The organism is Bacillus sp. RC51, assembly GCF_044908115.1.
Classification (GTDB): domain Bacteria; phylum Bacillota; class Bacilli; order Bacillales; family Bacillaceae_G; genus Bacillus_A; species Bacillus_A mycoides.
This window is the reverse complement of record NZ_JBIYCW010000009.1, coordinates 80,829-102,559: the sequence shown is the minus strand read 5'-3', so window position 1 is coordinate 102,559 and position 21,731 is coordinate 80,829. Positions and strand designations below refer to the sequence as shown.

Annotated in this window: 18 protein-coding genes, 1 pseudogene, 1 riboswitch and 1 other annotated feature; of the genes and pseudogenes, 15 read left to right on the top strand and 4 right to left on the bottom strand. The window is 35.8% G+C overall.

Annotation, left to right across the window (positions count from 1 at the left end; all coding sequences use genetic code 11):
- Positions 1-114 precede the first annotated feature (114 nt).
- The 6 genes from ABH959_RS18450 (at position 115) to ABH959_RS18425 (ending at position 8,735) form a co-directional block, all read left to right on the top strand.
- Positions 115-3,696, top strand: a complete 3,582-nt coding sequence (locus ABH959_RS18450) for a non-ribosomal peptide synthetase family protein (protein ID WP_404493030.1) — start codon at positions 115-117, stop codon at positions 3,694-3,696.
- 51 nt (positions 3,697-3,747) lie between these two features.
- A riboswitch (TPP riboswitch) is annotated at positions 3,748-3,849 on the top strand.
- Between the two features lie 101 nt (positions 3,850-3,950).
- Complete coding sequence (locus ABH959_RS18445) at positions 3,951-4,271, top strand: MTH1187 family thiamine-binding protein (protein ID WP_000082898.1); 321 nt, start codon at positions 3,951-3,953, stop codon at positions 4,269-4,271.
- Complete coding sequence (locus tag ABH959_RS18440) at positions 4,243-5,016, top strand: ABC transporter permease (RefSeq protein WP_002091231.1); 774 nt, start codon at positions 4,243-4,245, stop codon at positions 5,014-5,016. The genes ABH959_RS18445 and ABH959_RS18440 overlap by 29 nt, the downstream gene beginning before the upstream one ends.
- Entirely contained in the window at positions 5,013-6,011 is a 999-nt protein-coding gene (locus ABH959_RS18435; RefSeq protein WP_002124979.1) for an ABC transporter substrate-binding protein, read from the top strand. Before ABH959_RS18440 ends, ABH959_RS18435 begins: the two co-directional genes overlap by 4 nt.
- On the top strand, positions 6,008-6,757 hold the full coding sequence (locus ABH959_RS18430; RefSeq protein WP_002139487.1) for an ABC transporter ATP-binding protein: 750 nt from the start codon (positions 6,008-6,010) through the stop codon (positions 6,755-6,757). The genes ABH959_RS18435 and ABH959_RS18430 overlap by 4 nt, the downstream gene beginning before the upstream one ends.
- A gap of 445 nt (positions 6,758-7,202) precedes the next feature.
- Positions 7,203-8,735, top strand: a complete 1,533-nt coding sequence (locus tag ABH959_RS18425; RefSeq protein WP_404493029.1) for an ABC-F family ATP-binding cassette domain-containing protein — start codon at positions 7,203-7,205, stop codon at positions 8,733-8,735.
- Positions 8,736-9,208: 473 nt separating this feature from the next.
- Here ABH959_RS18425 and ABH959_RS18420 read toward each other — a convergent pair whose 3' ends face one another.
- Positions 9,209-11,233, bottom strand: a complete 2,025-nt coding sequence (locus tag ABH959_RS18420; protein ID WP_404493028.1) for a glycosyl hydrolase family 18 protein — start codon at positions 11,231-11,233, stop codon at positions 9,209-9,211.
- A gap of 521 nt (positions 11,234-11,754) precedes the next feature.
- Between ABH959_RS18420 and ABH959_RS18415 the strand changes: the two genes are divergently transcribed.
- From ABH959_RS18415 to ABH959_RS18385, 7 genes and pseudogenes are all read left to right on the top strand, one after another.
- Complete coding sequence (locus ABH959_RS18415) at positions 11,755-12,126, top strand: DnaJ family domain-containing protein (RefSeq protein WP_404493027.1); 372 nt, start codon at positions 11,755-11,757, stop codon at positions 12,124-12,126.
- A gap of 10 nt (positions 12,127-12,136) precedes the next feature.
- Complete coding sequence (locus tag ABH959_RS18410; RefSeq protein WP_404493026.1) at positions 12,137-12,451, top strand: thioredoxin family protein; 315 nt, start codon at positions 12,137-12,139, stop codon at positions 12,449-12,451.
- Positions 12,452-12,464: 13 nt separating this feature from the next.
- Positions 12,465-12,719 (top strand): hypothetical protein, encoded by a 255-nt coding sequence (locus tag ABH959_RS18405; protein ID WP_113937985.1) that lies wholly within the window; start codon positions 12,465-12,467, stop codon positions 12,717-12,719.
- Between the two features lie 129 nt (positions 12,720-12,848).
- Positions 12,849-12,932: pseudogene (locus ABH959_RS18400) on the top strand (histidine kinase); the annotation flags it as partial.
- A gap of 80 nt (positions 12,933-13,012) precedes the next feature.
- Positions 13,013-13,594, top strand: a complete 582-nt coding sequence (locus tag ABH959_RS18395; protein WP_113710405.1) for a TetR/AcrR family transcriptional regulator — start codon at positions 13,013-13,015, stop codon at positions 13,592-13,594.
- 66 nt (positions 13,595-13,660) lie between these two features.
- Complete coding sequence (locus ABH959_RS18390) at positions 13,661-14,878, top strand: MFS transporter (protein WP_404493025.1); 1,218 nt, start codon at positions 13,661-13,663, stop codon at positions 14,876-14,878.
- A 71-nt stretch (positions 14,879-14,949) separates the two neighbouring features.
- Positions 14,950-15,201: a helix-turn-helix transcriptional regulator gene (locus ABH959_RS18385; protein WP_088031697.1), complete on the top strand. Its 252-nt coding sequence runs from the start codon at positions 14,950-14,952 to the stop codon at positions 15,199-15,201.
- 75 nt (positions 15,202-15,276) lie between these two features.
- On the opposite strand, the gene ABH959_RS18380 is transcribed toward ABH959_RS18385, so the two are convergent.
- Positions 15,277-16,560, bottom strand: coding sequence for an MFS transporter (locus ABH959_RS18380; RefSeq protein ID WP_078204724.1), 1,284 nt, complete (start codon positions 16,558-16,560; stop codon positions 15,277-15,279).
- 108 nt (positions 16,561-16,668) lie between these two features.
- The gene (locus ABH959_RS18375) at positions 16,669-17,982 is read right to left on the bottom strand and encodes an alkaline phosphatase family protein (RefSeq protein WP_404493024.1); all 1,314 of its coding nucleotides are present in this window, start codon (positions 17,980-17,982) and stop codon (positions 16,669-16,671) included.
- A gap of 154 nt (positions 17,983-18,136) precedes the next feature.
- Between ABH959_RS18375 and ABH959_RS18370 the strand changes: the two genes are divergently transcribed.
- A complete protein-coding gene (locus ABH959_RS18370) occupies positions 18,137-18,430 on the top strand; it encodes a YesK-like family protein (RefSeq protein ID WP_113937983.1) in 294 nt (97 codons plus the stop codon).
- Positions 18,431-18,523: 93 nt separating this feature from the next.
- Positions 18,524-18,731 (top strand) — a binding site (T-box leader).
- Between the two features lie 45 nt (positions 18,732-18,776).
- Positions 18,777-20,207, top strand: a complete 1,431-nt coding sequence (gene proS, locus ABH959_RS18365) for a proline--tRNA ligase (protein WP_044444318.1) — start codon at positions 18,777-18,779, stop codon at positions 20,205-20,207.
- 268 nt (positions 20,208-20,475) lie between these two features.
- On the opposite strand, the gene ABH959_RS18360 is transcribed toward proS, so the two are convergent.
- On the bottom strand, positions 20,476-21,630 hold the full coding sequence (locus ABH959_RS18360) for a cell wall anchor protein (protein WP_404493057.1): 1,155 nt from the start codon (positions 21,628-21,630) through the stop codon (positions 20,476-20,478).
- Positions 21,631-21,731: the final 101 nt, after the last annotated feature.

Sequence of the window (21,731 nt, the reverse complement as noted above, 5' to 3'; positions counted from 1 at the left end):
TGGTTTATCCAGCCCTCTGATTATGAATTGAACCAATCTGCCTGTAAATACGGGATGAAAAAAGGTGTGGATTTTCACACCTTTATTATATTTAGGAAAGGAATTTACATAAATATGAAATTAACGATTTCTTATAATGAGATGGTAAAAGAATTTTTAGGAAAAGTAGAAGGAAGTATTAAAATACCTAAAGATGCGCAGGAGATGGAGTTTAGAATAAAAGGAAAAACTATGCCATTCCCAAAACTGACTCATATTGTAGATTTAATAGGAGCAACTGCAACGTGGTTATATCATATTTCTAAAGAAAAGCACATTATCGTGCTCTATCATACAAGAGGAAGTTTATTTCCTATTACTATTGAAGTTTCTAATTATCTCTCCTATGAAAGTTTGAATTTGCAGATTGTAGAGCAAGTGGAACAAATCCAAGAAATGAATGAGGAAGAAATAGGAGAGTTTCAAAACAGTAATAATTCATCTGAAATTTCACCTATTATTATTGGTGAAACGTATTATGATTTACAAGACAAGAATACGTTACAATTTGTATTGAATAAAAATATGCAAAGTGTAGAAGTGATATTTAATAGTGTTAATTGGAAAGAGACAACAATTATTCGTTATGCACAACAAATAAATGGTGTTTTAATTGATGCATTACAAAATACAAGTAAGTATATAAAGCATTTTAATATTATTACAGAGGCCGAGATGGCACTTTATAATCTAGTGAATGACACGACAGCAGTATACCCTGAGAAAAGTATTGTCGATATGTTCTACAAAACTGTTACTCAATTTCCGAATTGTACAGCTTTATCTTCAAAAGAGGGTACTTTAACATATGAGGAACTAAATAAAAAAAGTAATCAAATAGCCCATCTGTTAATTAAGAACGGTGTGCAGTTAGGCGACTATGTTGGAATATTTATGAAACGTAGCATAGACACAGTAGTAAGTATGGTGGCCATATTGAAAGCTGGTGCAGCGTATGTTCCAATTGATCCAGATTATCCAGAAGGTAGAATTCAGTACATTATTCAAGATAGCCAAGCGAAAGTTATTTTAATGAAAGAAACACCTATAACATGTGATGAGGTTCAAACTGTCTCAATTTATGATAGTGAAACTTGTGAGGCTACAGATGTAAAGTTGTCTATTCATTGTGATGATGTAGCATATATGATCTATACATCTGGTTCAACAGGAAATCCAAAGGGAACGATGTTAGCACATAGAGGTGTTATTAACCTGTACACTTGGATGCAAAGGCAATATGAATTGACAGAAGAAGATGTATTTGCACAATTTCCTTCCTTTAGCTTTGATGCTTCTGTATGGGAGTCATTCGCTTCTTTATTTTGCGGAGGAAACTTGTATGTATTATTAGAGGAAGAGCGATTGTCTGTAGAAGCATTTGCAACTGCAATCCATAAAGTAAAAGCGAATTCAATCTTGGCGTTGCCGACAATTTTTGTTCGACAAGTAGCAACTTATTTAGCAAAAGAAGATGTATATAAGCTAGCTTCCTTAAAAAGAATTGCTATTGGCGGTGAAATGTTGCCTGTAGAGGTTATTAAAATGTGGAGAGAAAGAATAGGTACAAATGTTGAAATTCATAATGTATACGGACCAACAGAATGTACTGTAGTGACGACAACCTATCAAATACCTAGTCAGTTGAATGAGGATGATGCGAGTATCCCAATTGGTAAGCCATGTGCTAATTATCAAGTTATAATTTTGGATGAGAATATGAATCTTTGTCCAATTGGTGTACCTGGTGAATTGTATATAGATTCAGTAGGATTAGCAAAGGGGTATTTTAATAAGCCTGAAAAAACAGTTGAAGCTTTTATTCCAAACCCTTTTAATCCTATAGTCAATATATATAAAACAGGTGATATTGTTAAACTATTAGAAGATGGAAATATAGAGTTTTTACATCGGAAAGATGATCAAGTAAAGATTAGAGGACATCGTATTGAATTAGGAGAAATTCAAAGTAAAATTTCTCAAGATCATAATATAAAAGAAAATGCTGTTTTTGCTAAGAAGAGTAAGGAAGGTAGCCAATATTTAATTGCATTCTATACAACTTTAAACAAAAAGGAAATACCAGAATTAGTTTATCAGCTACAAGAGCAGTTACCGGATTATATGGTGCCATCTAAACTAATTTATATTAATGAACTACCACTTACACCAAATAAAAAGATTGATGTTAAGAAGTTAGCCCAGTTAGAAGAAAAGTACGAGCCGATTCGTCTACAAGAATATGTTGCGCCTTCTACTAAAGCAGAAAAACAGATAGCGAACGCTTGGGCGGAGGTATTAGGGGTTTCAAAAATTGGAGTGCATGATGATTTCTTTACAATTGGTGGACATTCATTGAAGGTATTACGAGTCTTAACATTGTTAAAAGAAGATTTTTCACACTTAACAATTCAGGATTTCTTTAAAGAAAGAACGATATATGGATTAGCTAGAATTGAGAGAGAAGTAAAAGTAGAGACAGAAGAAGTATTCCGTGAATATAAGGTGATTCATGAACCGGATACCATTACTTATTCAAATGCTTTGGAAGACATCCACATTTCAAATGTCTTTTTAACAGGAGCTACTGGTTATTTGGGGTCGCACATATTATATGAATTACTGAGAGATACATCTGCTACTATTTATTGTTTAGTAAGGCCGACAAAAGATGTGCAGCAAAGAATTATCGATACATTAGCAAGTTACTTTAATGATATATGTGAAGAGTGGTTACAGCGTATACAGGCTGTACCTGGTGATCTCGGAGAAGAGTATCTTGGGATGAGCGAAGAGGAATTCACTTTAATTAGTTCCAAGATTGATACGGTAATTCATTGTGGTGCAGATGTAAGACATTTTGGAGATGTAAAACAATTTGAAAATGTGAATGTCCAAGGCACGGGCCGTATGCTAGCATTAGCTGAGAATGGTGCTACATTCCACTTTATTTCTACAATTGGTATTCCAATAGATTTAGCGGTAGAGCAATGGGATACATATATGGAAACAGGTGATTTCAATTATAATGTAGAGTTAGAGAATGTGTATTCCGATAGTAAACTACAGGCGGAAAATCTTGTTCGTGAAGCTTTGAAGAGCGGCATACAAGGGAATATTTATCGTGCAGGTAACCTAGCATGTCATTCAGAAACGGGTTCGTTCCAACAAAACATTGAAGGAAATGCATTTTATCGTCTTATTAAAACGATGCTTCTAATTGGAAAGGCACCAAATGTGAAGTGGAAGGTTGATTTTACACCAATTGACTTTGCCAGTAAGTCGATTGTATCGTATTTACAAGATCAAAAAATTGTAGGAGAGACGTTACATATTTGTCATCCACATCAAATTGAATTTGAACATTTTATAAAGCTAATTGAGGAATGTGGATACAATCTTGAAATGGTTCCACTCTCGCAATATATAAATAGGGGGCTTATATTAGCGAAGGAAGATGAAGTAATAGCAGAGCTAATTGCTTCTCAAGTTGCAGGAGATGGAGCACAGCAATCTGAAATTGTAATGGGTACTCGTAGAACGAATGAATGGATTAAGAAAAAAGAACTGGTAGTGCCAGCGATTAATAAAGAATTTATTCAGCAATTATTAGCTCATGGTGAAGAAGTTGGATATTTTCCAAAAATAATGAAATGATATGTACGCTTTTGTTTGTTCAATAAAATAAATCATGCTACAATGAAAACGAATTAAGAACCGGGGAGCCAATTGGCTGAGAGGATGTAAGTATACATCGACCCTCAACCTGATCTGGATAATGCCAGCGTAGGGAGTTACTTTAAAGTGATGTAGCATAAGTTATTATAGAATAACTTGTATACAAGGCTTTCCTACATGGTAGGAAAGCCTTTTCTTTTTTTGGAACCATATTTTGTAAGGGGGATTTGATTATGTCACAACAAGTTACAATTTCATTTTCAGTAGTACCACAAGCGAAGAACAAAGATGTGTATTCCGTTGTTGATAAAGCAATTGAAGTTGTACAACAGTCGGGAGTTCGTTATGAAGTAGGGGCAATGGAAACAACGTTGGAAGGAGAATTAGATGTACTTCTTGACGTCATTAAACGCGCACAACAAGCTTGCGTCGATGCTGGAGCAGAAGAAGTAATCACTTCTATTAAAATTCACTATCGTCCAAGTACGGGCGTAACGATTGACGAAAAAGTTTGGAAGTACCGTGATGAATATGCAAAACCAGAAGCGATCTAAAATAATCACAACAATTTGGCTTATCCTTCTCATTGCTATATGGGAAGGATCTGTTTCATTATTTAAAATTGAGCCGTGGATTTTACCGAAGCCTTCTGCAATTGTGCAAGAGTTAATTGGAATGAAAGATTTACTATTACCGAATACAGTGCAAACGTTACAGGAAGTAATAATTGGGTTGTTTTTTGCAATTTTACTTGGGACGAGTATTGCTATCATTATGGATGTCATCCCTTTATTTCGGATTTTAATGAATCCGTTGCTCGTTATTTCGCAAACAATTCCAATCGTTGTGCTCGCACCATTATTTATTATTTGGTTTGGATACGGAATGTTGCCAAAAGTAATGGTTGTTATTCTTGTTTGTTTCTTCCCAATTGCGCTTAGCATTTTAGAAGGTTTCCAAACGGTAGATAAAAATATGCTGAAACTGTTACAAACAATGAAGGCAACGAAATGGCAAGTTTACCAGAAAGTAAAGTTTCCAGCAGTACTCCCATACTTTTTCTCAGGTTTAAAAATTGCTGTTACATATAGTGTGATGGGGGCGATTATTGGGGAATGGCTTGGTGCCAGTGAAGGATTAGGAGTTATGCTTACAAGAGCAACAAAATCCTTTTTAACGGCTCGAGTATTTGGTGTTGCAGCGATTATCGTCATGGTGACATTATGTCTGTACTTTATTGTTGAATTTATGGCAAGAATAACAGCACCATGGATATACAGAAAGGGCGGCAGAAAATGAAAAAAGGTTTAAAAATTATGTTAGCTGCATTATTAGCAGTAACTGTTGCCGGATGTAATCCGGCGAAGAAAGAAGAAAGTTCAAGTAAAGATAAAAAAGTAAAAGTCGTTTTAGATTGGTTTCCAAATACGAATCATACTGGCTTATATGTAGCGCAAACGAAAGATTATTACAAAAAGCAAGGGCTTGATGTAGAAATTATCCAGCCTGGTGATAATGTAACGGCAGAGCAGATGATTGCTTCTGGGAAAGCAGACTTTGCGATAAGCGCACAAGAAAATGTAACATTAGCTCGTGTTGAAGGAATCCCAGTTGTTTCTGTTGGTGCAATTATTCAGCATAATACCTCTGCTTTTGCATCTCTAAAAAAAGATAATATGACGTCACCAAAAGATTTTGAAGGTAAACGTTACGGCGGCTGGGGGGGACCAGCAGAAGAAGCGACGTTAAAGACGATTATGGAGAAACATCAAGCTGATTTTAATAAAGTTGAAAAAATTATTCTTGGACAAACAGATTTCTTTAAATCAATTGGTCGTGATGCAGACTTTGAATGGATTTATTATGGATGGGATGGAATTGAAGCGAAGCGTCAAGGAAAAGAGTTAAATACAATTATGGTAAAAGACTTAGATCCAGCGCTTGATTTCTATAGTCCTGTTATTATTACAAGTGAAAAACATACGAAGCAAGATAAAGATTTTGTGAAAAAATTTATGACGGCAACGACAGAAGGTTATGATTTTGCAATTAAAGAACCGAAAGAAGCTGCGGATATTTTAATTAAAGCTGTTCCAGATGTGAATAAAGAATTAGTACAAGAAAGCCAAAAGTGGTTAAGTACAAAGTATCAAGATGATGCAAAAGCGTGGGGAGTACAGAAGGAAGAGATTTGGACAAATTACATGAATTTCTTATATGACAACAAAGTTATTAAAAAGAAAATCGATGTAAAAGATGCCTTTACAAATGAATTCCTTCCAAGTGAAAAATGAGTGGATTACAAATAAAAGATATTGTAAAAGCTTTCGATGGAAAGAATGTATTAGCAAATATTAGTGCTTCTATACAAGAGGGAGAGTTTGTCTCTTTTGTAGGTCCGAGTGGTTGTGGAAAAAGTACATTATTAAATATGATTGCAAGTGTTGAAGAGCCAACGAGCGGAGAAGTGTTTTATAACGAAGAGTATGTAAAAAAACAAGATGTTGTTAGTTATATGCCGCAACAAGATTTATTACTACCGTGGCGATCGGCTTTGCAAAATATCGTTCTTCCATTGGAAATTGAAGGGAAGCCTAAAAAACAAAGGCTGACAGAAGGAATGGAAGCATTAAAGCAGTTTGAGCTAGATGAATATGCGGACCATTATCCAGATGAGTTATCAGGTGGAATGCGTCAAAGAATTAGTTTCCTTCGCACATATTTATGTGAAAAGCCAATTATGCTACTTGATGAGCCTTTTGGAAAATTAGATGCATTTACAAAAATGGAAGTACATAGTTGGCTCTTAAATTCTTGGCATCAAGAAAAGCAAACAATTGTTATGGTTACACATGACTTAGATGAGGCAATTTTACTTTCTGATCGCGTATTTATTTTATCTCAAAGACCAGCATCAATAGTTGGCGAGGTCCAAGTGGAATTACCTAGGCCGCGAACGATGGATATGTTAACATCTCTTGAGTTAAAGAAGGATAAGGAAGAAATTTTAAGAGTATTGGCTCCTTACATGAAAAAATAGAAAAAAGTCTTTTAACAGTTTTTTGTATAATTGCTGTTAAGAGGCTTTTTTCTATTGAAGGAGGAAGATGAAATCTATAGGGGAAATAGTGGGTTCATTAACATCGGATAAATTGGAAGAAGGAACAAAAGAAAAAGTAGAGAATAGAATATAACAGAGTAGTTTATACTCTTAATATAACAAATGTTAAAGGAGTGAAAGGATAAAATGACTTTATCAACTGTTCTTCAAATGGTTTTAGCTTGATACGGGAGAAGTCTGCCCATTTTTAACAAATAAGCTAAATTGAAGACAGCAGGTAAAGAACCTTAATCCTTTCTTACGATAATATGTAATGGGTAAGGTGTATTCATCTTACCCATTTTTATATGTATAACTAAATAAGGCTTTATACTGTTGTTCTCTCTATTTAGCTTATGGATCATAAGAAAAGGAGAGAAAAAAGATGAGTATATTAACAGTAGAAAATGTAAGTCATTCATATGGTGAGAAAACCATTTTATATAATGCATGCTTTCGATTATTAAAGGGCGAACATGTTGGGCTAGTAGGGAAAAATGGAATTGGAAAATCCACATTATTACGCTTGTTAACAGGAGAACTTATACATGATGATGGAAACATTGAATGGTTTCCACATGTGAAGATTGGCTTTTTGCAACAGCATATAGATTTACAAGAAGGCATAACAATTGAAGAATACTTGCAAAGTGCGTTTTCTAACCTGTATGAGTTGGAACGTGACATGTTAAAACTTACAGAAGAGATGGCTGGAGCAGGAGAAGTAGCGAAATTGTTAGTAAGGTATGGAGAGTTACAAACTATATTGGAGAATTCTAATTTTTATCAAATTCATACAGAAATTGAGGAAGTAGCAACAGGCTTAGGCTTGTTTGAAATAGGATTGGAAAAGGATGTTTCAAAGTTAAGTGGTGGTCAGCGGACAAAGTTGTTACTTGGGAAAATCCTTTTAGAAAAAGCGGATGTTTTATTATTAGATGAGCCAACTAACTATTTAGATACAGCACATATAGAATGGTTGCAATCGTATTTACAAATGTATGAAAAAGCTTATATTATCATTTCGCATGATGAAATATTTTTGAACAATATTACGAATGTTATTTATCATCTAGAAGAACGAAAGGTTAAGCGCTATGTAGGAGATTATGAAACCTTTTTGCAAAGTTATCAATTACAAAGGAAACAATTACAAGCGGCGTATGCGAAACAACAAAAAGAAATTGCACATTTAGAGGGTTTTATTCAAAAAAATAAAATTCGTAAAGCGAAACAAGCGAAAAGTCGTGAAAAAGTATTAGAGAAAATGAAAAAGGTTGAAAAGGTTAACGATGTACCTCGCGCCCGTTTTGATTTTAATGTTTATACTGAGCCAGTGAGTCGTATATTACAGGTAGAGAAACTGAAAATTGGTTATGGTGAACCGTTATTTCCGGAATTGGATTTTCAAGTGAAAAAAGGGGAAAAGATTGCGATTATTGGTCATAATGGGATTGGAAAAACAACAATGTTAAAAACATTACTAGGACAAATAAAACCGTTAGGCGGCTCAGTCTCTGTTGGGGAACGAGTAAAACCCGCTTATTTTGCACAAGAGGAATTTTCCTCAGAAATAACTGCACTAGAAAGAGTATGGGCAGGGAGACCAGATATGACAAGAAAAGAAATCCGACAAGCATTAGCAAAGTGCGGATTGAAAGAAGAACATGTATTAAAATCTATCCAGTTATTAAGTGGAGGAGAACAAACAAAAGTACGATTATGCGAACTTATCGTAACTAAAAGCAATGTTTTAATTTTAGATGAACCAACTAACCATTTGGATACAGAGACTAAGACGGCTTTACAGAAAGCGTTAAAACAATATAAAGGTACAGTTTTAATTGTTTCACATGAGCCATCTTTCTATGAAGCATGGATAACGAAAATATGGAATATCGAAAAATGGAACGTTTAACAATACTCACAAAGAAAAGGCATTAGCTTTTATGAGCTAATGCCTTTTCTTTGTGAGTAACATGATTTTCAAGAACTCTTACGTGAGAATTTTAAGAAAAAGAACTCTTATGGTGCGCTTATAAGCGCACCATAAGAGTTCTTTTTCTTTGGTTATATTTATAATAATACTAGATGCCTTTCCCTAATAGGCCACTATCTTTGTATCTATATATAGATAGTTTGAAACGGAATGGAAATGATTCCTATATGTAAAGGATAATGTGATTAGTATGGGAAGACAATAGAACTTAAAGGGAATTCATGTGAAATTCAGATGAACTTCACATAAACTTCATATTAGAAATTAAATATAATTATAATAGGTTATTATAATATAAATTGTGATTTTTCATAAAATTAAAAGTTTGAATTTAGGATAGAGCACTCAAACCTAAATTCAAACTTTAGTGAAATAATTAATGGAGGTTACGTTTAGTTTTCATTAATGGATGCATTTACAAGTTTGGCGGGATTGCCTGTTCCTGCCCCTCCGATTGTAACTGATCCACCAGGAGGAATTTCACCATTCCATCCTGCATTCGTAATTACGTAATGATTATTTATTTTACTACTAATTTTAGAATCCCAAACTTGTGTTAAATTGCCGTTATAATCAAATTCTAATTTCCAGTTTTTAATAGGGGTCGTTCCGCTATTTTTAATTATAATTGAGAAGTTGTAACCACTTCCCCAATTTGAAGTGACTGAAAAGGTAGCATTGCCATTTCCACCAGGAGGTGTTGTGTTAGCATCATCTGTTTTTATAAGAATAGAAGTAGGTTGTGATTTGTTACCAGCAGCATCTTTTGCTAATACTGAAAATGTGTATTCTGTATTAGGTTTCAAGTTTTTAATTGTAATGCTATTTGTTGTTGTACTCCATTTCTCTTCTCCGGCAGTAATTTCATATTCAGTAACGCCTACGTTATCAGTAGATGCAGTCCAGTTTAATTGAACTGAGTTTGAATTTTTATTTGTAACAGTAATATTTTTTACGTTTGTTGGTGGTTCAGTATCTTTTTGAGTAATAGGTCCACCAAGTAATTCTTTTACTAGCGTATCAAGTAATTTTGGTCCACTACAACTATATTTTGGGCTTGTACGGCAATCCCCGCTTAGTTCCCAAAACATTGCGCCACTTAAACCCTTTGTCTTTATATAGTCTGTTTTATATTTCATAGATTCATTGTCATCATAGCTAATAAAGGTTCCTGTAGTCGCATTATATAAATAAGGTACTTTCGCTACATCGTTCCATCCGCGAACAAAACCATTTTTATTCACATAATTAGATGCTAAATCACCATAATCGTACACACCTGTGTCACCGGTAGAATAATCATCCCAAGTGCCTTTAGAAGCGAGCTTTCCGTCACTACCTGGTTTACAAGGTTGGTATTGCCCATTATTTTCTTTTCCGCAACTTTTCCATCCACGTCCGTAAAAAGGTACACCTAATACGAGTTTATCCGCTGGAACCCCTTCATTTGTATAAATGTCTATCGCACCATCTACGTAAAATTTCGTATCCGCTGCGGGGTCATTTGGATCTTTGTATAGTGCAGCATTATGGTTAGAAGTAGCTTCCCACCCACCGTGGAAATCGTATGTCATAATATTAATCCAATCCAGTATTTGAGAAATCTTCTTTAGCTCTGTATGATCCGCATAACGTTGGCTTGCACCTGACGCGATTGTTAGCAAATATTGTTTACCATCTTCTGCACCAGCTTTCGTTAATGCATTTCGAACATCTTGAAGCAGAAGGGTGAAGTTTTGTTTATCTTCAGGACGATAACTACCACCAGGAATCGTTTCAACACCCGGGTATTCCCAGTCTAAATCAACGCCGTCAAATCCATATTCGCGAAGAAAAGCTATTGTAGATTCAGCGAATACTTTTCTTGTTTTTTCATCAGCGGCCATATCAGAAAAGCGGTTAGACCAAGTCCAGCCACCAACTGAAATAATTGTTTTTAAGTGAGGATACTTAGCTTTTAATCGTTTCAGTTCTCCGAAATTTCCACAGCGGGCATATTTATCACAATCTTCCCAAGTTGTACCCGATCCCGGATAAGATTTTGTGACATCAGCCCATGGTTCACCGAGTACGAGAGTGCCATTAGGGACCTCTTTATTTTGCAGTGGTACACCAGATTCTTTACAGTTCCACGTTTGTTTATTTGGATTATCGGGGTGAGTAGAAGGGTTTCCATGTTTTCCATTCCAGCAAATATCAGCGAAAGCATAGTTTAAATGAGTTAGCTTTGATGCATCAATGTCTGCAACTTGATAATTACGTCCGTAAACGCCCCATGAAGGAAAATACCCAACAATTTTTTGACCTTGCTTTGGTGAATCTGCTAATGCGAAATTTGGAGTAATAAAGTTTGTGAGAAAAAGAGGTAAGAAAAGTAGTAGGGATAGTAATAGTAGCGTGAATTTTTTTGATCTCATAGTCATTTCTCCTTTCAAAATAAAAGATATATTTAAAGGCATGCGCCAATAAACCAAAGTGAATCTAGACGTATGAAACGTCTAGATAAAGTGAAACTTTAATCAGTGGGGGGCTTCATCCCCCACTGATTATTAGTTGAACCAATCGGACTTTTATGGGCAGTTGATCCCCCACCTAACTTCTTTGCTTTCGCTAAATTTTGAGGTGGGGGTCTTACTGCCCATTAAAGCGGGATAAAAATGATCAGACATCACGAAGTCTATACAAGGGAGCTGAGGGTGATTAAATCGTAGCAAATGCAAGATTTGGTGTAAACGCTTTATTTGATTCGCAAAGATTTTCTCAATATTAAATGGCTCTAATACAGACTACACATGAAAATAAAATATTGATTAGGGAGGAAAAGGCTCCTTGTAATTAAATTTGAGAAAAAATTGTATAAAGTCAATTTGTAATAGCGTAGCAAGATGAGAAAATATCATGTAAAATAATAGTAAAAATATGTAAAGGAGCGAATGGTGTGGATGTCTTTTTGAACATTGCTGAAGAAAAAATTCGACAAGCAATACGGAATGGTGATCTCGATCATATTCCGGGGAAAGGAAAACCACTACAATTAGAAGACCTTTCAATGGTACCTCCAGAACTTAGAATGAGTTATAAAATCTTGAAAAATGCAGGTATGATTCCACCAGAAATGGAACTACAAAAAGATATATTAAAAATAGAAGACTTAATTGCGTGCTGTTATGATGAAGTAGAGAGAAAAGAATTACAAGAAGAGTTAACAGCAAAAACGCTGCGTTTTCAGCAAGTAATGGAAAAGAGAAAGATTAAAGATAGTTCAGCTTTTCGTATGTATCATGATAAAGTATTTCGTAAATTACGCTAAGAGGGATAAGATGAATACATTTGAAACGATAGAAGAATTAGCGACATATATTGAAGGACAACAATTAGTACTGCTGTGTATTAAAACGGAAAATTGTAGTGTTTGTGATGTTATGTTAAAAAAAGTAAATTGCGTATTAGAGAATTATGATTACGTAGAGAAAGTAGAAATATTACAGCAAGACATGCAAGAGATTGCAGGGCGATATGCGGTATTTACAGGGCCGACAATTTTATTATTTCATAATGGAAAAGAGATCCTTCGTGAATCGCGCTTTATTTCGCTTGAAAATATTGAGAGAGTACTTCAGTTGGTAAAAAAATAAGGGAGGTTTTTATATGGGGTTTGTTATAGCAGCATTACTATTTTGTGCTTTAATTTGGATGATTGCAGCATCAGTTAAATCAAATAATCGAAGAGTAAACCTTACTAAAAAGAGTAATACACATAGTACGTCTAACACCTCCTCACCATCATTTTTCTTTGCTGGATCTGATAGTAATAGTTCACATGATGGCGGGCATTCACATGATTGCGGAGGGTCTTTTGGCGGAGATAGTGGAGGTAGCTGTGGTGGAGGCGGCGGTGATTGATGAGAATACGCCCTATAGGGGGCGTATTTCTTTTTAAACAAACGTTTAATTAGTTGGCTTACATATGCATAAAAACAGTTAAACAAACGTTTGATTAAATATTTTTAACATGCTAGGGGAAATGAAAAGGGAACCGTATCTCTTACTAAATTAGGATTTAAATTTGGAATAATACATATGATTCGAATGTGGTTTGAAAGTACGTTTTCTTAAATAAGGAGTATAGCCTCTTGCGATAGAGGTTTTTTATTTGTTATTATTAGACTGAACGGTCGGTTTAAAGAGGTGTGAATATGAGAAGAAGCGCAGAAGAGATAAAGAAAGAAATTGCCTATAAAGCAGAAAGTTTGTTTTCACAGAAGGGCTATGCAGCTACATCTATGGAAGAGATTTGTGAAATTACAGAGAGAAGTAAAGGAAGCATTTATTATCACTTTAAAAGTAAAGAAGAATTATTTTTATTTGTAGTGAAACAGCATACGTATGATTGGCTTGAAAAATGGAATGAAAAAGAGAAGTTGTATAGTACTAGTATTGAAAAACTATATGGTCTCGCGGAATATTATGTAGAGGACATACAGCAACCCATTTCAAATGCAATAGAGGAATTCTCTATGAGCCAAGTTGTAAGTAAAGAAATTCTGGATGAACTGTTAGCTTTAACTAGAGAATCATATGTTATGGTTGAGAAATTAATTGAAGCAGGTATACAGTCTGGAGAGTTTCAAGAAGATGATACACGTGATCTTATGTATATTGTGAATGGATTATTATCGGGGCTTGGAGTACTTTACTACGAGTTAGATTATAAAGAGCTGAAACGTATTTATAAAAAGGCAATAGATGTATTGTTAAAAGGAATGGCAGCTGAATAATAGGTCAGTTGCTTTTCTTACAAAATAAATTAGACCGAACGGTCGGTTTATGAAAGGGGAATGAAAATGAACGCTTTATTTAAAAACCGAGCATTTATGCTCGTTATGGCATCTGATATTTTACAACAATTTGCAATTTGGATTAGAAATATGGCTCTTTTGTATTTCATAATGGAGCGAACGAATAATGATCCAGTTTCAGTTTCTTTGTTATCGGTTATGGAATATGCACCTATTTTTATTTTCTCGTTTATCGGTGGGGCACTAGCTGATCGCTGGAATCCGAAAAGAACGATGGTTGCTGGAGATGTATTAAGTGTACTGTCTATTGTAGGAATTGTCTTGTTGTTAAAGCTGGATTATTGGCAGGCTATATTTTTTGCAACACTCATTTCCGCGATTGTAGGTCAGTTTTCTCAGCCATCATCTTCGCGTATATTTAAACGCTATGTAAAAGAAGAACAGGTAGCAAATGCAATTGCATTTAATCAAACATTACAGTCGCTATTTATGATTTTTGGACCAGTGGTAGGATCGCTTGTGTACACACAACTTGGTTTATTTACGTCACTAAATAGCTTAATTATTTTATTTTTGTTATCTGCTATCGCTCTTTCATTTTTACCAAAATGGGTGGAACAAGAGCAAGTGGTGAGAGATTCATTAAAAAATGATATAAAAGAGGGTTGGAAGTACGTTCTTCATACGAAAAATTTACGTATGATTACGATCACTTTCACCATTATGGGATTAACAGTTGGACTAACAAATCCGTTAGAGGTGTTTCTTGTAATAGAACGGCTTGGAATGGAAAAAGAAGCCGTTCAATATTTAGCGGCAGCGGATGGAATAGGTATGCTAATCGGTGGTATTGTTGCTGCTGTTTTCGCTTCAAAAGTGAATCCGAAAAAGATGTTTGTATTCGGTATGAGCATATTAGCGATGTCATTTTTAGTAGAAGGGCTATCTACATCATTTTGGATTACTAGTTTCATGAGGTTTGGAACAGGTATTTGTTTAGCTTGTGTTAATATCGTTGTCGGTACGCTTATGATTCAGCTTGTACCAGAAAACATGATTGGAAGAGTAAATGGAACGATTTTACCACTGTTCATGGGGGCAATGTTAATTGGAACTTCACTAGCTGGAGGGTTGAAGGAGATGACCTCACTAGTTACTGTATTTTGTATAGCAATGGCACTTATTTTATTTGCGATAGGCCCGGTTTTACGTATGCAAATAAAGAAAGAAGATATTGTGAATCGAGAGGAAATGACGAATTGATTAGTTTCGAAATAGCTATTGTAAGGGAGCAGAATTGCTCCCTTTTCTTGCGGCAATCTTTTGACAATGACATGTACCAACTATATACTGATGATGTAAAAACGATTTTACAGGTTAGGAGAAACGGTGTGAAAAATCAAATCTATGAATTGCGCACTGCAAATAGTATTTCACAAGGTGCATTAGCGGATAAGTGTAACGTATCAAGACAGACGATAAATGCAATTGAGAATAATAAATATGATCCAAGCTTAGCACTAGCATTCCGGTTAGCAGAAGTATTAGGAACAACTGTCGATAAACTATTTTTGTACAAGCTTTAGAGTTTTTAATTGTAGGGCGTTATCGTTAAAAATATAAGAGAAAGATCCCCTTCTTGTGTGAAGGGGATCTTTCTCTTATATTGTTTTAGTTTTCGGATTAGGTGGTGTAACGGACGTATTATTTTCGGGTACTCTAGTTAATAAGAATCCACCGATAATAAATAAGACAATAATACTAAGGACACCAGCGTTTGTTTTTCCTGTTAATTGGGTTGTGACACCAACTAATACCGGACCCATAATTGCTGCGAATTTACCAAAGATATTATAAAATCCGAAGAATTCATTTGCAGATTCTTTCGGTACTAGTTTTGCGAAATAAGAACGGCTAAGTGCTTGAATTCCGCCCTGAGAAGTAGCAACTAACATTGCTAAAATCCAGAAATCAAACGTCGTTTTTAAGAAATAAGCATATGTGCAAATAATGATATAAATGATAATGCCGACATATAGCATTTTTTTACCGGTAAATGTTTCCGATAGTTTTCCATATAATAAAGCAAATGGACAAGCGACAATTTGTGTTACAAATAAGATGATTAATAGATTGGTTGCACTAATACCGAGATCTGTTCCGTAAGCAGTAGACATAGTGATAATTGTATCTACCCCATCAATGTAGAAAAAGTAAGCTATTAGGAACATAAATACAGTTTTATATTCTTTAATATTTTTAAACGTATTAGCAAGGCGCTTGAAGCTCATTGCAATTGGTCTTGGATGACGTTCAATATAGTGTGTTTGCTCTACATTTTTTAGCATTGGTATCGTAAATAGTCCCCACCAAAGAGCTGTTATTGCAAAGGAAATTTGACTAGCAATTCCGACTGATAAGGGGATAGTTCCTTTTTGAGCAAGAATAATAAGAGCAATACAACCGATAAAAGGAATTGTGCTCCCAATGTAACCTAATGCAAAACCTCGCGTAGAAATTCGGTCCATTCTATCTCCAGAGGTAACATCTACTAGAAATGCATCATAAAAAATATTTGCTCCAGCAAAGCCAACTAATGCGAGCATATAGCATCCTAGTAATAAGTACCACTGAGATGTTGGAACAACTGCTAGCATACTTGTAAATACGATACCGAGTCCAAAGAAGAATGTGAAAAATCGTTTTTTAAATCCCTTATAATCAGCAACCGTGCCGAGAATAGGAGCGAGTATAGAAATTAAAAGTGTAGCGAACGAGTTTGCATATCCCCAATAGGCTGTTGAAGTTGCACCAGATAGTCCAGCTTCTTTTGCAGCTGCTTTAAAGTAAATTGGAAATAATGCAGTTGTAATGACGAGCGAATATACCGAGTTCGCCCAATCATATAATATCCAGCTTTTTTCTTGTCTGGACATTTTTTTCATATAATGTTCCCCCTTAAATTTGTTCTACTAACAGTGTACAAAAATAAAAATTGTAAAAAGAGAAACAGTGATGATTTTTACATAACTTTTACATATATACACAGTTCTTTACAATTGAAGTAAATCCTCTACAATTGCTCCGTCTGTTTCACCTAAGTGCAAACCGAGTAACCTAGCAATAGTGGGACCTTCATCAATCAGTCTCATATACGGGATTGTAACGCCACTTTGAATGCCTTTCCCAGCAGCCATAAAAATTGTTTCATAGTTAGGTTTTGTTGGGGAATATCCATGTGTTCCAAATGTATATTTCTTACTAGAAGTAACATCTTTTTTAGTAATTTCTTTTATGAAATCACCTGTATAATTTTCAATGAAGTAATAACCTTCCATGGCTTCTAGCATAAATAAGCAATTACCATCAGCACCACGTTCTTTTGCATCTTCATCGTGCAGAATAAATTCAATTCCATTTTGTTTATCCTGAAGAAGTCCTTCAAGAAGAAGTTGAATCTCTTTAATCGTTTCAGTATCATTTTTATCTCTTACATGTACGTAGGCAGATCCATCACAGCTTTGGCAATAAGCTTTCCAATCTAGTAACTTGCCACTTTTATTTACGGATATAAGTCCTTTTTGACGAAATAGGACATTTAATTGGATTGCTTTGTTTTCACTTAAAGCGCTATGATCGCCAAGTGCAATAATTGTACTTTCTTCGTATATCCCGCTTTCTTTTAATGCATGAATAATTTTTCCAAGGCGTTCGTCGTGTCTATGGATTGCAGCTACTGTTTCCTCGGACTCGAAGCCATGGTAATGTCTTTGCGTATCTAAATCAGTAAAATGTACAAACATAACATTAGGCTTTTTCGTCTGGATTGTATGTACGGCAGAAGCAAGGACGAAATCATCAAGCTCAGGCTGTGACAATCCATTTCGTATATGGCCGAAACGACGATTTAAATCTAATTGATATAGCGGGCTACCGCTAAATAATGAAACTAAAATTTGATTTTGCCACGCTCTATTTGGAAAAATTTCTGGTAAATTGTAATTGATATTTGCTCTTCCAGTAACAGGCCATAGAAGGGCTGCTGTCGTTAAATTTGCTCTGCGTGCTTCATCATATAAAGTTGTTCCTTTAATGGACTTTCGATACCAATGCCAATCTGGTGAATCACGTCCTGGTTGAAGTAATGTATTGCTGACAACGCCATGCTTATTAGGATAATTACCGGTTACGATTGTTGAGTGGCTTGGATATGTTACAGAAGGATAAATTGGCTCCACTTTTTTCGCAATCGCGCCCCTGTTTATTAAAGTTTGGAAATTAGGTAGTTTTTGTAATATAGGAAAATCTAAAGCTGATAAGCAGTCGAAAGATAAAATAATGACGCGATTTGTTAATGCTTTATCCATAAAGTTTCCCTCCTGATTATATAAAACCTATTTTTATATATTACTATTAATACCTGGTAATAAAAATATATTTTTGAATGAAATTTTGTTATTTATTTTCAGAAAAATTAAACATATAATAAGTATAAGGGAATGAATGGAAGGAGGGAATACTATGGATTGGCTAGATGGATTTGGTATCTTTTACATCATTGGTGGAGTCACCGTTCTCCTTGTATTTTTTATGTCATATTTACTAAAGAAACGTTTTCCAGACAAACAGTTTGATATTATATTTGCACTTAGTTTAGTACTTCTTTGTTTAGCTCTCTTTCCTGTAACAATGATCGCTATTGGTGGTTGGGAAGGAATGGGATACGGATTTATTTGTTTCTTCGTTTTAATTGGTACACTAATTGGTATGGTTGCTCATCAACTTGTAAAAATAGTTCGGAAAAGTTACGTATAAAACAGTGATAATTGAAAATAATGTATAAAAATAAGAAAATTGGCTCTTGTTTTGAAATAAAATTTATATTATGATATTCAACAAATTTATTTTGTTATAACGATGAAAAAGGAATAGTACATGTCTTACCTTTTTGCAGAGAGAGAATCCTTTTGGCTGGAAGATTCTTAAAGAGGCGATATGGAACCTACCTTTGAGTTCTGCATATGCAGCGGGAAATTCCCGTTATCAAAAAGAGAGCATACTCAATTTTTTTGTGTATGAATCAGGGTGGTAACGCCGACAAAGCTCGGTCCCTATTTGGGGACGCGGGCTTTTTCTATTTTCTAAAGGAGGAAGAATAACTATGGTAAAAGAACAAGTACAAGCCATTACGAAAATGGAAGAAGACTTTGCTCAGTGGTATACCGATATTGTAAAAAAAGCGGAGCTTGTTGATTATTCAAGTGTGAAAGGTTGTATGATTTTACGTCCATACGGTTATGCATTATGGGAAAATATGCAGAAAGTGATGGATGAAAAATTAAAAGAATCTGGTCATGAAAATGTGTACATGCCAATGTTTATTCCAGAGAGTTTATTACAAAAAGAGAAAGATCATGTTGAAGGATTTGCTCCTGAAGTAGCGTGGGTTACTCATGGCGGAGATGAGAAATTGGCGGAAAGACTTTGTATACGCCCTACATCTGAAACTCTATTCTGTGAGCATTTTTCAAAAATTGTTCAATCATATAATGATTTACCAAAGTTATATAACCAGTGGTGTTCAGTAGTTCGTTGGGAGAAGACGACGAGACCATTCCTTCGTACAACTGAATTTTTATGGCAAGAAGGTCATACGATTCATGAAACGGCAGAAGAATCTCAAATTGAAACATTAAATATTTTAAATCTATATGCTGCTTTTTGTGAAGAGTATTTAGCGATTCCGGTTATTAAAGGGCAAAAAACAGAAAAAGAAAAGTTTGCAGGAGCGAAGGCAACTTATACGATTGAAAGTTTAATGCATGATGGAAAAGCACTTCAAACAGGAACATCTCATAACTTTGGAACGAATTTCTCTGAAGCATTTGATATTAAGTTTTTAGACCGTAACGGTAAATGGCAATACGTACATCAAACATCTTGGGGTGTATCAACAAGAATGATAGGTGGACTTATTATGGTTCATAGCGATAATAACGGACTTGTAATGCCACCGAAAGTCGCTCCAGTACAAGTTGTTATCGTTCCGATTGCTCAGCACAAAGAAGGTGTGTTAGAAAAAGCAACAGAGTTGCAAGGACGTATTCAGAAGGTTGCACGTGTAAAAATAGATGCTAGCAATAAAACACCTGGCTGGAAATTTAATGAGTATGAAATGAAGGGTGTTCCAATTAGATTAGAAGTTGGTCCAAAGGATATTGAAAAGAATCAAGTTGTACTTGTAAGGCGAGATACGAAAGAAAAAGAATTTATATCAATGGATCAATTAGAAGAACGCATTCCAGCACTACTTGAGGAAATTCACCATTCTTTATTTAGCAAAGCAAAAGTATTTCGCGATGAGAATACGTATAGTGTGACGAATTTCGAAGAGATGAAAAAAGCGGCTGATGAAAAGCAAGGTTTTATTAAAGCGATGTGGTGTGGAGAACTAGCTTGTGAAGAAAAATTAAAAGAAGAAGTTGGAGTATCTTCACGTTGTATTCCGTTCGAACAAGAAAGTTTAGCTGACGAATGTATTTGCTGTAGTAAAAAAGCGAAGCAGATGGTGTATTGGGGAAAAGCGTATTAATACTTTTTCTACTAGATGACAAAAAGGACTTTGATTGCATAATAAAATGCAATCAAAGTCCTTTTTAGTTTTATCCCGCTATTTGCCAGGCAGTAAAACTCCCACTTCAAAATTCGGCTGGAGCTAAGAAGTTAGGTGGGAGCCCTGCTGCCCGTAAAAGCCCGATTGGTGAAGGCTAATAATCAGTGGGGGATGAACAAAATCCCCACTGATTAAAGTTTCATTTTATAATCTGTTTCATGTATTTTTAGATGGAAGGATGATTTTTTTATTTTGCGTTTTTACGACGAATAAATAGTAACACACCAATTAGGAATGTCGAAAGACCAATTAAAATAGATGCAGGATAATGCGTTGCAGTATTAGGCAGCTTATTGCCTTGTTTTGTTGCATTATCTTTTGCGTTACCGCTTTGAGAGCCGCTATCGCCTTTAACACGGTTGCCACCCTGAGAGCCATTACCACCTTGAGAACTACTGTCGCCTTTAACACGGTTGCCACCCTGAGAGCCACTGCCACCAGAACCACTGCCACCAGAACCATTGCTACCGGAGCCACTGCCACCAGAACCGTTGCCACCAGAACCGTTGCCACCGGAGCCACTGCCGCCAGAACCGTTGCCACCAGAACCATTGCCACCAGAACCGTTGCCACCAGAACCATTGCCACCAGAGCCATTGTCACCAGAACCACTGCCACCAGAACCGTTGCCACCAGAACCGTTGCCACCGGAGCCACTGCCACCAGAACCGTTGCCACCGGAGCCACTGCCACCAGAACCACTGCCGCCAGAACCGTTGCCACCAGAGCCGTTGCCACCAGAACCATTGTCACCAGAACCACTGCCACCAGAACCATTGCCACCAGAACCATTGCCACCAGAACCATTACCGCCAGAACCGTTGCCACCAGAACCATTACCGCCAGAACCGTTGCCACCAGAACCATTGCCGCCAGAACCATTACCGCCAGAACCGTTGCCACCAGAACCATTACCGCCAGAACCGTTGCCACCAGAACCATTGCCGCCAGAACCGTTGCCACCAGAACCGTTGCCGTCAGAACCACTGCCGCCAGAACCGTTGCCACCAGAACCACTGCCACCAGAACCGTTGCCGTCAGAACCACTGCCGCCAGAACCGTTGCCACCAGAACCACTGCCACCAGAACCGTTGCCGTCAGAACCATTGCCGCCAGAACCACTGCCACCAGAGCCGTTGCCGTCAGAACCACTATCGTCCTGAGAGCCATTGTTTCCTGGAGGTTTATTATTATCTTTTGAATTACCTTCTGCTAAATTATCGTTATTTTGTACAATAGCGTTTGTTATTGGATTGAAGTTTTCAGTTGCAGCATTACCAATATTTAAGCCACTAAAAAAGGATAAAGAAAGTGTTGATGCTAAAATGAATATTTTTGTCATTGTTTTCCTCCTGAAGAAAAAATTATTGTTCCATCTAAAATACACCCCTTTGTAATATTTCATAGGAAAAAGAGTTTTATGCAAAAAAAACTATATATAGA